Consider the following 12,800-nt stretch of genomic DNA (forward strand, 5'->3'; position numbering starts at 1 on the left):
CATCACGAAGTTCACCAAGTTCAAGAAGCTGGCCGAGGTCGGTGAAGCCCTCGACAAGGCGTCCGACGCGGCGGAGAAGGCGCGCAAGGCGGCCAGGGCGGGCGACTTCGACGGCGCGAAGAAGGCTGCGGACGAGGCCCAGAAGCATGCCGACGAGGCCAAGAAGAAGGCCGAGAAGAACGGCAGCTGCACCATCGCGATCGGGCGCGTCCCGTACGGCGGTGGCGGCGGCCTGCGCGGCGTTACGGGCACCGGCACGGGCGTCCTGGCAGCCCCGCAGGGCGACCGGATCGTCGTCGCCGCAGGAGGCGGCAAGGAATGCACGGGCGACGACGCCGACGACGCACGCCAGGCCCAGCAGCAGGCCCTGGAAGCGCGGGCCGAAGCAGCGAAGGCCGCGCTGCGGGAGCGGGGCTCTTCGGTGCCCGACGACCAGATCGACGGGCTCGTCAACCGAGCCAAGGACCCCCCGGGACCCGGTGAGATCAGCACGAAGGACGCGGCCGACTCGCTCGACGAGATCACTGACCTCGCACGGCGCGGAAACGTCAACGGCGATGCCGCCGCCGCGCTGGAAGGCAAGGTCGCCAACGCCTCCGACGCCAACAAGCTCGCCGAGGCACGCGCGGAGGTGAACGCCGTACGCCGCGCTGCCGACGACGCGGCACCCGGAACCCACGTGGACGCCGGAGTCGGAGGCAAGATGAACCGCAAGGAGGCTGACCTGGGCAACGGGGAGAAGGTGAATCTCGACGAGATCCCCGACGCGGACGTGGTCTACAAGGACAAGAACGGCACCGTGCACGTCAAGGAGGTCAAGAACGCCGGCTCGGCCACACGCAAGGCGGACTTCGCCAATCAGGTCGAGAGGCTCAAGAAGTGGGCGAGCAAGGAGCCGGGCCGCAAGGCCACCGTGGAGATCGAGACGGCGGACCGCTGGACTTCGGTCTTCAGCGAGTTCAAGCCCGCCCGGAACGGCAAGCCGGCGAAGGACACCAGAACGGCGGCCGGTGAGATGGCCAAGAACGGTGTGGACGTGAAGGTGGCGGGCCAGGATCTGTCCGCCGACCAGCTCGGCAGGATGCAGCGTGCCATCGACGAGCGGACGGCGAACGGCACGATGGACTGGTCGAAGATGAAGGACCCGGACAGCGCCAAGGCGTACCTGGGCATCGAATGAGACGAACGAGTGGACGACAGCCACGAGACGTGGCAGGACGGCGGACATGAGCGAGTCGGACGCGGAGCCGAGTGCCGAGGAGATGTGGGATCCGCAGGTCGTGCGATGGCGTGATCCGGAGGGTGACTACGTTCTGCCCCGTGCCCTTCGGTCCTTGCCACAGCCTTGGGGCGAGGGCGACTGGGATCGGATCGGGGACCTGCCGCGCACCGATGAGCGGGTGGCGGAGGCCCGGCAGGTGGTGACCCAGCTGCTGGAGGACCCGGAGTTGGTGCCGAATGTGCCTCAACCGCCGTCTCCGGGCCTGTTGTGGCACGTGTGGGAGGAGTTCCACCAGGCGGTGGGGGAGAGGATGCCCCGCACGAGCCAGGTGACGTGGGCCGGTGTGGACGAGCTGGTGCGCGAGTGGCGGGGACGGGAGAGGCTGAACCCGCTTCAGCGGCATGTCGTCGATCACGTCGAAGCGGCGATGCTCGCCATGATCCCGCGGCTGCGGGACGACATCGCCGACTCGGTGTTCCGCTGGCTGGCCCTCGACTCCGACCCCGGCCGTTTCGCCGACTGGGCGGTGGATGTGGCCGAGCGCTGCGTGATCGAGGACATCGGCGCGGACTCTGCCATCGAGTTGCTGGGCGCGATGGGGAGTCGTGAGGCCAGGGCGGCTCTGAATCGCCTGTCGGTGAAGCCGGGCGGTCCGGCGAGCTGGGACAACGCGGAGGCGGCACAGGGGAGGCTCTTCGATCTGGAGACGGAGAGGCCCCAGTGGTAGGAGGCGCGGAAGCCTCCTGCTCCACCTGCACAAGAGCTTCTTCGCACGTGGGCCCGAAGTCCACCACCAAGATGAAGCTGACCGAGGTCGGTGAGCGATGGAGGGCTCGAAGGCCGCGATGCAGTACCTGGCTGTCAGACAGGTCCTAGGCGGAGCTGGTGGCTGTCACTTTCCGCTCCGGCCTCGTCTTTACAGCGCGATGACTGCGAAGACGAGGAGGGCGACGATGATGACGGCGACGGTCAAGCCGACGCTCCCTCCGACCGCGGCGCCGGATCGGGCAAGCGTTGCCGACATGTGGTGTCCCTTCGCCTGGCCGCCGCGGCGGCTACTTCCTTCTCGCCCTGATCAGGCCGGCGACGATGACGACAAGGCCAATGACGAGTAGAGCGATCGTCACGGGCGGATTGTCACTCGGGAATGCTGCGAGTGGAACCATTTCGAGCCTCCTCACATGAGTGCCCGGCGCCGGCTTCTGGGAGCGAGTACCCGCCGTTCACGCCTCTGTTCATGGCCTCCGACGCCTTGAGCAGGCCGGCGGCCACACCGATCTTTCCGCCAATGAGGTTGACCATCGCGCCGTCGGCTGTCTCGGACGAACTCTTCCCCTGCATGGTGCCTCCGGCGGCCTCCATCACCGGCCGGGGACGGTAGGCCCGATCGCGACCGACAGTCCCCCCTCCCGCGAACACGTCGATGAGTCCCACCGCCTGACCGGCGCGACCGAGAAGTTCGCCACCGTCCATTGGCTCCGTGAACCCGGACGAGATCATTTGCCAGACAGGTCCTAGTGGTCGGCTTCCCTGCCGACACCTCAGCCTCCGTCCGCCGACACGACGATCTCCACCCGAGCCCCCTTCCGAACCCCCCACTCACCCATCGCCCCGGCCTCCGCCTCCACCACATGCCGGGCACGCGGCCGGGGCATCCCCAGCCGGCCCGGCCGCATGGTGCGGACGGCGATGACGCGCAGGTGCCGATCGAGGTAGGCGACGTCGATCGGCATGCGCATGCGAAACGTGTGCACGCTGTTGGCAGGGGAGAGCAGGATCGCCCCGTCGAGGGAGTCCCGCCCCAACAGGCCTTTCGTGCGGGCCCGATAAGAGGTGGCGAACTCCAGCGGGACCCGAAAATGCGGTTCCTCACCGCTCCCGTGCACGATCAGTTCGCCACGCCCGTCCCGCCAACGCCGCCCCATGAGAACCCCCTTCGACCACGCCGCCTGCCGACAGCTCTGCGACCCCGAACGTAACCGCAGCGGGCAGTCCCTCACATGGGCCCACGGACCCATGCTCTTTGCTCGTTCCTGACGGAAACGCCGCGCGATGCGCCGCTGTTGGGGGTGGCGCTGGCGCGTTATGCAACCGTTACGGCTGGAATGGGTCGGCCAATCGCCGATTCCTCCCCGTACGCCCCGCCGATCGACAACCTTCACCCTGGTGCGGCCGCACCCCGCTGGATAGCTTTGGTTCGCTCGAGAGAAGCCTCGCCTCTGACCGGGAGTCGACCGTGAACCGCCGTCCCACCCTCCTCACAGCGCTCACGCTGACCGCCGCTGCGGTTCTGACGCTGGCCGCGTGCGGGAGCGATGACAGCTCCAAGAACAACAAGGACAGCGACAAGATCGCGGGAGCCGACACGGGGAGCGAGGCCTCGGCGTCCCCGACCGCTTCCGACCCGGCATCCACCGAACGCCCGAAGATCGAGCTGCCGTCCGACCTCTCCTACACCTTCGACTGGCCCAAGACCGGGGACAAGGACAAGGACGCGGTCATGGCCGACGGTGAGCAGTCGATCAAGGCGGTCGACCTGGCGATCGTTCACCAGAACGCGCTCGACAAGCCTTACCTCTTCTACTACGAGGGCGAGGCGGCGGCCGACACGCAGAAGTTCGTCCAGAACTATGTCGACCACAAGGCGGCCATCACCGGCGCCTACCGCTTCTACGCCCCCCAGGTGTCCGTGGACAAGGACGGCACGGCGTCGTTCAGTTACTGCGAGGACCAGGGCAAGGCGTACGTGAAAAACCTCAAGACCAAGCAGGCCAAGAAGACCGAGGTCACCGCCAAGAGCTACGTCATCTACCACACGTCGCTCAAGAAGAACGACAAGGGCGTCTGGGTGATCCAGAAGATGGTCTCGCAGAGTGGGAGCCCCAAGTGCCAGCCCTGAAGCGCCCGGTGAGGACGTTCCCCTCGGTGGTCATAGCCGGCACGAGCTGGGCACTGCTGGTCCTGCCCGGAGTGGCACACGCCGACGACACCCTGGGCGGAGCCACACAGGGGACCCAGCAGGGAGCCGAAGCAGGCAAGGACGGCACCGTCTCCGTCACGGTGGGCGGCGTCGTCTTCGACCGTTCCAAGAACGGCAGCGGCACATCCGCCGGCGCCCTCACCTCGTCCACGTCCTGGACCCCACCCCCCTGCTGGTACGCCCCGAAGTACACCCCGGAGCAGCTCCAGAAGGCCATGGAGCCGGTCTGGGAAGCCGGTTCCACGGGCTATGAGTGGGACGCCAAGCAGCGCGACCGGTACGTCAACGGCAAGCCGTACAAGGACTTCAACAAGGACAAGACCGGCAAGGGCTACTTCTGGGACTCGTTCGTCGACGAGGACTTCCCGCCGGGCTGGGACGCCTGCGATGAGGAGCCCTTCTGGGTGGACCAGGGCGCCCCGCCGCCCGCCGGCATCAAGAACGCCGTCACGCCCGAGATCCTCGCCGAACTCGCCTATGCCGAGGTCCGGGTCCCCGGCACCAAGGTGACCCTGGCCCCCGCCGCGCAGACGAAGGTCAACCTGCCCACCTGGGCCTGGCTGGACGCCGCCGACTTCAAGCCGGTCTCCGTCACCGCGTCCGTACCCGCGATCGGCATCCAGGCGACCGCGACCGCGGAACCCGTGTCGCTGCGCATCGAACCGGGCACCAAGGACGCCGTCACCTACCCGGCCTCCGGCGTCTGCGCGATCGACGACGGCCGCATCGGCGAGCCCTACGCCAAGGGCAAGGCGGACCGCACCCCACCCTGCGGAGTGAGGTACCTGCGTTCCTCCGGCAACGGCACGTACCCCCTCCAGGCCACCGTCACCTGGAAGATCCAGTGGACCGGCACCGGCGGCACGGGCGGCGACCTCCCCGACGGCACGTTCGGCGCGACCCAGAACGTGACCGTCCAGGAGATCCAGGCCGTCAACCGCTGAGCCCGGCCACAGCCCCCCACACACACACGCACGGGCGGCCACTCGCGGGTGGCCGCCCCGTTGCACCGAACGACTGACACACATGAGCCAGACCGGCGAGACCCGTGGCTGGTTTGCCACGCATGAGTCGCAAAACGCCTTGTCCGGCGCTTCCCCGCCCGGGTAGGAACAGCCCATGACCCCCCTAGGCGCAGTCTTCCGCCCCCAGCTGGCCCCCGAGCGGCTCCGCTCCGTATGTGAGACCGCGGAGCGGGCCGGGCTCGACGAGCTCTGGCTCTGGGAGGACTGTTTCAGAGAGGGCGGCATCTCCACCGCCGCCGCTGCCCTCGCGTGGACCGAGCGGGTGCGGGTCGGGGTCGGGCTGTTGCCCGTGCCGCTGCGGAACGTCGCCATCACGGCCATGGAGATCGCCTCGCTGCACCGGATGTTCCCCGGCCGGGCCATCGTCGGTGTCGGACACGGCGTGCAGGACTGGATGGGCCAGGTCGGCGCCCGCGTCGAGTCGCCCGTCACCCTGCTGCGAGAGCATCTCCTGGCACTGCGCGCCCTGTTGGCCGGGGAGCGGCTCACCGTCGACGGGCGGTACGTCACGCTCGACGACGTCGCCCTCGACTGGCCGCCGGAGAGCCCCGGGGACGGCGTGCTGGCCGGGGCCACCGGGCCGCGGTCGCTGCGGCTCAGCGGGGAGGCCGCCGACGGGACCATTCTCACCGCCGCCCACAACGCCGAGGGCGTGCGCCGGGCACGCCGGCTCGTGGAGGAGGGCCGGGCGGCTGCCGGTCGCGACGCCGCCCCGCACCCCCTCGTCGTCTATCTGCTCACCGCCACCGGGCCCGACGCCGCCGCCCGGCTGCGTGCGGAGCTCGCCGCCGAGGGGCTGGAGTCCGTTCCGGACCTCGGGGTCGCCGGGGACGCGGGTGCCGTCGCCAAGGCCGTCGGGCAACTGGTCGAGGCCGGGGCCGACCGCGTCGTGCTACAGCCGACGGCGGACGAGCCCGACCCGGAGGAGTTCGTACGGTTCGCCGCCGAGGACGTGCGTCCGCTGGTCCCCTGAGAGCGTCCCGTGAGACACGTCCCGTGTAAGACATCCCGTAGAAGGCGTTCATGAAGCAGCGGGCACCACACCCCCGGCGCCCCGTGCCGCCACACCCCGAACACCCCGTCACCTACGAGGAACTCCTCGCCGAAGGGGCCTCCGTCCCGACGGAAGGCTGGGACTTCTCCTGGTTCGAAGGGCGGGCCACAGAAGCACGGCCCTCATGGGGGTACGCCGTGTCGATGGCCGAGCGGCTGGGACGGGCGAGCGCGGCGCTGGACGTGCAGACCGGGGGAGGGGAGGTCCTGGACTTCGCCCTGGCCAGGCTCGCCGACGGGCACCCGGCCGGGACCACCGCCCGCACCACCGCCCACGCCTCCGCCCCTCCCTGCGCCCGGAAACCGCCCCGGCTCATGGCCGCCACCGAAGGCTGGCCTCCCAACGTCGCCAAGGCGACCGCCCTCCTCCGCCCCCGCGGCGTCGCCGTCGTGGCCGCCGCCGAGGACGCCCCCCTGCCCTTCGCCGACGGCGCCTTCGACCTGGTCGTCAGCCGGCATCCCGTCCGTCCGCGGTGGGACGAGATCGCCCGAGTCCTCCAGCCCGGCGGGACGTACTTCGCCCAGCACGTCGGGCCGGGCAGCGTCTTCGAGCTCGTCGAGTACTTCCTCGGGCCCCAGCCGGACGAGGTGCGCGGTGCCCGCCACCCCGACCGTGAGCGTGCCGACGCCGAAGCCGCCGGGCTGGACGTCGTCGGTCTGCGGGCGGAGCGGCTGCGGATGGAGTTCCACGACATCGGCGCGGTCGTGCACTTCCTGCGCAAGGTGGTCTGGATGGTCCCCGGCTTCACCGTCGAGGCGTACGAGCCGCGGTTGCGGGAGCTGCACGAGCGTATTCAGGCGGAAGGCCCGTTCGTGGCCCACAGCACCCGTCACCTCGTCGACGCACGCAAGCCGGGCTGACGCCCCGTGCCGCGCATCAGGCGTGCGGGCCCACCGTCACCTCTCCCACCACCAGCTCCGCCGTCGCCTCCAGCACCTCGCCCACCCGCTGCGCCTGCTCGTCGAGTTCCCGCTTCTGCCGCGCCGTCAGCCGGACGAGCGGCTCGACCGTGACGGTCGTACGACGGCCCCGGCGCCGCTGGTGCCACACCCCGGCCACCACACCGTCGACCAGCAGCACCGGGTAGTTGCCCGCCTGGCCGCCGCCGAGGGCACGGTGGTACGCCTGTCCCGGGAACAGGCGTTCGCGTGGCTGCCCGGCGATGACGTACGCGTCGAAGTAGGGGAGCAGGCGCACACCCCGCGGCGGACCGTCGGGGAAGTCCGTGTCGCCCGCCGCCACCCACGCCGGTGCCGCCTCGAACAGGACCTGCTCGATACGGCCCGCCGCGGCCAACTCGTCGAACAGCGCCATGGCCCAGCCGGGCGGCGCCGCCAGCCACCGCGCGAAGTGCTTCGGCGTGGCCGGGCCGTACGTGTGCAGATAGCGGTCGACGAAGGCAGCCAGTGCGTCGCTCGGATCCGCCTCCAGGTCCCCGGGGGCCGGCCGCGTGAACGTCGCCTTGCGGCCACGGTTCGGGCCGAAGCACAGCGTGCCCGCCCAACCCGCCCGGTGCATCACCTGGCGCCAGCGCGGCCACATGTCCTGGAACGCCGGCATCACGCGGTCTCCCGCCCAGGGGCCCGTCCGGGCGACGACCTCCTCGGACAGCTCGTCGATGGTCAGATACCTGCCGTCGAGCGCGTCACTGATCGCCGTGACCACCTGGCGAACCTGCTCCTCGGTGAGCCGCGCGTCGGGCGGGAACGGGCTCGGCCCGCTCGGAACCGCGCTCAACGCCGCCGAGAAAAGGGGGAGTTCATGGGTCGGGAGGAGGTGGACGGTGCCCCGCGGGCCGTACGTCTTGATCAGGGACCGTTCCTCCCAGAGCGCGGCCCGTACGTCCGCCCGCGTCACGCCGTCCGCCCGCATTCCCACCGACACCTCGGCCGCGGAGAGCACCTGCGCGTGCGCGCCCCGCATCGCACCCACCACCTCGGCGACCGGGGTGCCCGGGCGCGCCGGTCCGGTCAGATGCTGTCGCTCGGCCCGCCGCGCGCTCGCCGCGTCCCACGTGATCCTGAGGCTCGTCGTCATGCGGCGACGCTAAACGCCATTGAGGACAGCATCCGTCCTAATGGCCTCTGACGGCCCCTGACAGCCCTGACAGCTCCTGACGGCGGGCAGCGTGGGCGGATGCCGCCGGAATCCCTCGTGCATCCGTGGCCGGCCTAGGGTCACTCCTATCGCTCACCGCACTTGCGCAACTCCCGACGAGAGTTTTCACATCGTTATCGCCGGCGGCTCGCCTCCACGTCGTCACTCACGTAAATTCGGACCAGGAGATTCGCGTGAGCAAAGCTGCGCGGGCGGTACCGCGCAGTGGAGGGGGCTGCGCGGTGCCAAGGCCTCCACGCCGAGCCGCAGGGGCGGCGATGTCGTTCGGCAAAGGGCGGCGCTGGGCGGTCGCGGGGGACGCCCCGGTCCAGTGGATGCCGAGCGGGCGGTTCACCCATCGGGGGGATGTCGGGACAAGTCACCCGAGTGGCCCTGACGGCGCGTCCGATCCTCCGGATTCCGTGCCGGTGCATCCTGTTTTCCCTGTACAGGGGCCATGTTTCGGCCAGAAGCGAGCCCTGAACGAGAGCTTCCGCGGTCATCGCCGCGTCGCCGGGCGGCTCCGGAGAGTAGTTGTGGCCCGCCAATGCACGCAGCATCACTTACAAAGGGTTATGGTGGAAACCCCCCCTCGGGCCGGTCCGTCTCCCCCCCACGGACCGGCCCGTTTTTTGTTGGTCCGCCCGGCGGCTCGAACCCCGGGCCGGAACCTTTCGTTCCGCACCCGTTGGCGGCCCACGGCCGCGGCGGGGGTAGGCTTCGCCTCCGGGGACTGCCATACGGGCAGGGACCGCCCGCGGGCCACGACCGGGCCGCACGCCGCGGCCTGTCCGATCCGTACGGAGGGGCTGACAAACACGTGAACCTGCGCGACAAGCTGCGTGGCCTGCTGGTCAGGCTGTACGCACGCCGGGTGGAAGGCCACCTGGACCACGCTCAGGTGCCCAAGCACATCGGCGTCATCATGGACGGCAACCGGCGCTGGGCGAAGGCCGCCGGTTCCAGCACCGTCCACGGCCACCGGGCCGGCGCCGAGAAGATCGAGGAGTTCCTCGGCTGGTGCAGTGAGACCGACGTCGAGGTCGTCACCCTCTGGCTCCTGTCGACCGACAACTTCGACCGGCCGCGCGACGAACTCGTCCCGCTGCTCGGCATCATCGAGGACGTGGTCCGCACCCTGGCCGCCGACGGACGCTGGCGCGTGCACCACGTGGGCACGCCCGACCTGCTGCCCTCCGGCATGCAGACGGTCCTCAAGGAGGCCGAGGAGAGCACCGCGCACGTCGACGGGATAGTGGTCAACGTCGCCATCGGCTACGGCGGCCGCCAGGAGATCGCCGACGCCGTGCGGTCGATGCTGCTCGACGCCCAGGACAAGGGCACCTCGATGGAGGAGCTCGCCGAGGCCGTCGACATCGACATGATCGGGCGTCACCTCTACACGAGCGACCAGCCCGACCCCGACCTGGTGATCCGCACCAGCGGCGAGCAGCGGCTGTCCGGATTCATGCTCTGGCAGACCGCGCACTCCGAGTACTACTTCTGTGACGTGTTCTGGCCGGCGTTCCGCAAGGTCGACTTCCTGCGCGCCATGCGTGACTACGCCGCCCGCCACCGGCGCTACGGCGGCTGACGCACCCGTCGCGCACGGCTGAATCACCCCTCGCGCACCCCCGCGGACGCAGGACGTCCCATGTCCGCAACACCTCCCGGTACCCCGTTGACGGCGCACGTAACGCCAAGTTCACCGGCGCGCCGTCATATGCCGTGGCATGGCGACGCTCGTTCGAGGGCATAACCCAGACAGGTCGACGCCCGAACCACGGGTGTCGGATCTCAGCGGACGGCACGGGGCCGTCCGCCCGGGAGGCCCTTTGCACCAGCCCGATCGTGCGGTCACTGCACGGACGAAGAGGCGGAGGGCCGGTTCTCGGCCCGCGCAGGGCGGCCGACGACCGGTCCAGCTCCATACCGTCGCTCCCCGACCTCATCCGAGGGGGTACGTCCTTCCGTGGTGACCAGCACAAAGCGCCACAAGCCAGACCGGCGCACCTATGTTCTCGACACCAGCGTCCTGCTGGCCGACCCACACGCCCTGAACCGCTTCGACGAGCACGAGGTCGTGCTCCCCATCGTCGTGGTCACGGAGCTGGAGGCCAAGCGGCACCACCCCGAACTCGGCTACTTCGCCCGGCAGGCCCTGCGCCTGCTCGACGAGTTCCGGGTCCGGCACGGTCGCCTCGACGCCCCCATCCCGATCGGCGATCTGGGCGGGACGGTCCGTGTCGAGCTCAACCACTCGGACCCCAGCGTGCTGCCCAGCGGCTACCGCCTGGGGGACAACGACTCCCGCATCCTCGCGGTCGCCCGCAATCTGCAGGCCGAGGGGTTCGACGTCACCGTCGTGTCCAAGGACCTCCCCCTCAGGATCAAGGCGTCCTCCGTCGGGCTCCTCGCCGAGGAGTACCGCGCGGAACTCGCCATCACGGACTCCTCCGGCTGGACCGGCATGTCCGAACTGACCCTGCCGGGCGAGCAGGTGGACATCCTCTTCGAGGAGGGACACGTCTACGTCCCCGAGGCCGCCGATCTGCCGGTGCACACGGGCCTGATGATCCAGTCGGAGCGCGGCAAGGCCCTCGGCCGGGTCACGCCCGAGGGCACCATCCGCGTCGTGCGCGGGGATCGTGAGGTCTTCGGGATCAAGGGCCGCAGCGCCGAGCAGCGGATCGCCCTCGACCTGCTGCTCGACCCGGACGTCGGGATCGTGTCGATGGGCGGCCGGGCCGGCACCGGAAAGTCGGCGCTGGCGCTGTGCGCGGGCCTGGAGGCGGTACTGGAGCGCCGCCAGCACCAGAAGGTGATGGTCTTCCGTCCGCTGTACGCGGTGGGCGGGCAGGAGCTCGGCTATCTGCCCGGCACCGAGGCCGAGAAGATGAGCCCCTGGGCGCAGGCCGTGTTCGACACCCTGTCGGCGGTCACCAGCCGAGAGGTCATCGAGGAGGTGACCGCGCGCGGCATGCTCGAAGTCCTGCCGCTCACCCACATCCGCGGCCGCTCGCTGCACGACGCGTTCGTGATCGTGGACGAGGCGCAGTCACTGGAACGGAACGTACTTCTTACCGTTCTGTCCCGGATCGGGGCCAATTCACGGGTCGTTCTCACCCATGACGTGGCCCAGCGCGACAATCTGAGGGTCGGCCGGTACGACGGTGTGGTCGCCGTCGTCGAGAAGCTGAAGGGGCATCCGCTCTTCGCGCATGTCACCCTGACGCGGTCCGAGAGGTCCCAGATCGCCGCGCTTGTGACCGAAATGCTCGAAGACGGGCAGGTCTGACCGCGCCCAGTAAGTAGGGCCGGTTATGCGATAGTTGGCGCCGTCCGGAAAAGGCGAAGAGCCTAGCCGGGCGGCGCCTTCGCATGTGGACGTTCCTGTGAATCTCCCGCACCAAACGGGATGTGAGCTTTCACACGCAACTCAGAATTGCCTTGCCCCGTCGGGTTACGGCAGAGTCTCAGTCCTGTCAGGCCCCGCATACGACACACCTGTACCCCCAGCGGTACGGCACCACCGAAGCAACAGCATCAACTGCATAGCGATGTCGTATGCCGCCCGAGCTACACACGGCGCTCCCCTCGCGGGAGTTGCCCACCGGGCCCGCGCCTCCCGTGACCCCGCAGTTGGGGAGGCCAGTGCCAGGGGCACGATTGCGTCCGCGAGGGTCACCGAAGCGGGCGATGCTGGAAGGAAAACCGTGTGAGCCGGATCTCGGTCCGGGGATTCGCAGTGGCCTCGGCCACGGCGGTCACCGCTGTCGGAAGCGTCGTCGGAGTTGCCTCGGGCAGCACCGCGCAGAACAACGACGCCGAAGCGACGGCCAGCGGCGCCACCCTGCTCGCGGACATCCCCGCGGGCCAGCAGGCCCAGGTGCAGACCGCGTCGCTGACGCAGCAGGCCGACGCGCAGGCCATCCAGGCCGACGCGAGCGCCAAGAAGGACGCCGAGGAGGCCGCCCGCAAGGCCGCCGCTGAGACGGCCATCGCCAAGAAGGAAGCCGCCAAGAAGGCCGCCAAGGCCGCCGAGGCCGCAGCCAAGGAGCGCGCGGAGGTCAAGGCCGCCGCCAGCCGCTCCAAGGACATCTCGGACTTCCCCGTCGCGAGCTCCTACAGCATCGCCCAGATCCAGGCGATGGCACGGCAGATGGTGCCGTCGGGTCAGTTCCAGTGCTTCAGCAACATCGTGGACCACGAGTCCGACTGGAACTACAAGGCGGTCAACCCCTCTTCTGGGGCCTACGGCATGTTCCAGGCGCTGCCCGGTTCCAAGATGTCGTCCGCCGGCGCCGACTGGCAGACCAACCCGGCCACCCAGATCAAGTGGGGCCTGAACTACATGAACGACCGCTACGGCAGCCCCTGTGAGGCCTGGACGTTCTGGCAGGCCAACCACTGGTACTGAGC

The 12,800-nt window shown here is 69.7% G+C and carries 11 protein-coding genes and 1 pseudogene; 9 read left to right on the top strand and 3 right to left on the bottom strand.

All coding sequences use genetic code 11. The annotated features are described in order from the left end of the window. A pseudogene (locus AB0I06_RS03310) lies at positions 1-1,180 on the top strand (hypothetical protein); the annotation flags it as partial. A gap of 46 nt (positions 1,181-1,226) precedes the next feature. Then, the gene (locus AB0I06_RS03315) at positions 1,227-1,949 is read left to right on the top strand and encodes a hypothetical protein (protein WP_363117035.1); all 723 of its coding nucleotides are present in this window, start codon (positions 1,227-1,229) and stop codon (positions 1,947-1,949) included. A gap of 410 nt (positions 1,950-2,359) precedes the next feature. On the opposite strand, the gene AB0I06_RS03320 is transcribed toward AB0I06_RS03315, so the two are convergent. Beyond that, on the bottom strand, positions 2,360-2,722 hold the full coding sequence (locus tag AB0I06_RS03320) for a hypothetical protein (protein ID WP_363117036.1): 363 nt from the start codon (positions 2,720-2,722) through the stop codon (positions 2,360-2,362). 41 nt (positions 2,723-2,763) lie between these two features. Further along, a complete protein-coding gene (locus tag AB0I06_RS03325) occupies positions 2,764-3,147 on the bottom strand; it encodes a DUF192 domain-containing protein (protein ID WP_363117037.1) in 384 nt (127 codons plus the stop codon). Between the two features lie 311 nt (positions 3,148-3,458). On the opposite strand from AB0I06_RS03325, the gene AB0I06_RS03330 reads away from it, so the two are divergent. From AB0I06_RS03330 to AB0I06_RS03345, 4 genes are all read left to right on the top strand, one after another. Beyond that, positions 3,459-4,121: a hypothetical protein gene (locus AB0I06_RS03330; RefSeq protein WP_363117038.1), complete on the top strand. Its 663-nt coding sequence runs from the start codon at positions 3,459-3,461 to the stop codon at positions 4,119-4,121. A gap of 92 nt (positions 4,122-4,213) precedes the next feature. Next, complete coding sequence (locus tag AB0I06_RS03335) at positions 4,214-5,146, top strand: hypothetical protein (RefSeq protein WP_363117673.1); 933 nt, start codon at positions 4,214-4,216, stop codon at positions 5,144-5,146. 175 nt (positions 5,147-5,321) lie between these two features. Then, the gene (locus tag AB0I06_RS03340; RefSeq protein ID WP_363117039.1) at positions 5,322-6,200 is read left to right on the top strand and encodes an LLM class flavin-dependent oxidoreductase; all 879 of its coding nucleotides are present in this window, start codon (positions 5,322-5,324) and stop codon (positions 6,198-6,200) included. A 50-nt stretch (positions 6,201-6,250) separates the two neighbouring features. Further along, entirely contained in the window at positions 6,251-7,141 is an 891-nt protein-coding gene (locus AB0I06_RS03345; RefSeq protein ID WP_363117040.1) for a methyltransferase domain-containing protein, read from the top strand. Positions 7,142-7,157: 16 nt separating this feature from the next. On the opposite strand, the gene AB0I06_RS03350 is transcribed toward AB0I06_RS03345, so the two are convergent. Then, positions 7,158-8,318: a winged helix DNA-binding domain-containing protein gene (locus tag AB0I06_RS03350; protein WP_363117041.1), complete on the bottom strand. Its 1,161-nt coding sequence runs from the start codon at positions 8,316-8,318 to the stop codon at positions 7,158-7,160. A gap of 880 nt (positions 8,319-9,198) precedes the next feature. Here AB0I06_RS03350 and AB0I06_RS03355 point away from each other — a divergent pair. From AB0I06_RS03355 to AB0I06_RS03365, 3 genes are all read left to right on the top strand, one after another. After that, positions 9,199-9,972 (top strand): isoprenyl transferase, encoded by a 774-nt coding sequence (locus AB0I06_RS03355; protein WP_363117042.1) that lies wholly within the window; start codon positions 9,199-9,201, stop codon positions 9,970-9,972. Positions 9,973-10,350: 378 nt separating this feature from the next. Next, complete coding sequence (locus AB0I06_RS03360) at positions 10,351-11,676, top strand: PhoH family protein (protein WP_363117043.1); 1,326 nt, start codon at positions 10,351-10,353, stop codon at positions 11,674-11,676. A gap of 420 nt (positions 11,677-12,096) precedes the next feature. Further along, complete coding sequence (locus AB0I06_RS03365) at positions 12,097-12,798, top strand: transglycosylase SLT domain-containing protein (protein ID WP_363117044.1); 702 nt, start codon at positions 12,097-12,099, stop codon at positions 12,796-12,798. Positions 12,799-12,800: the final 2 nt, after the last annotated feature.

The sequence above is a fragment of the Streptomyces sp. NPDC050674 genome (genome assembly GCF_040654575.1).
GTDB lineage: Bacteria > Actinomycetota > Actinomycetes > Streptomycetales > Streptomycetaceae > Streptomyces.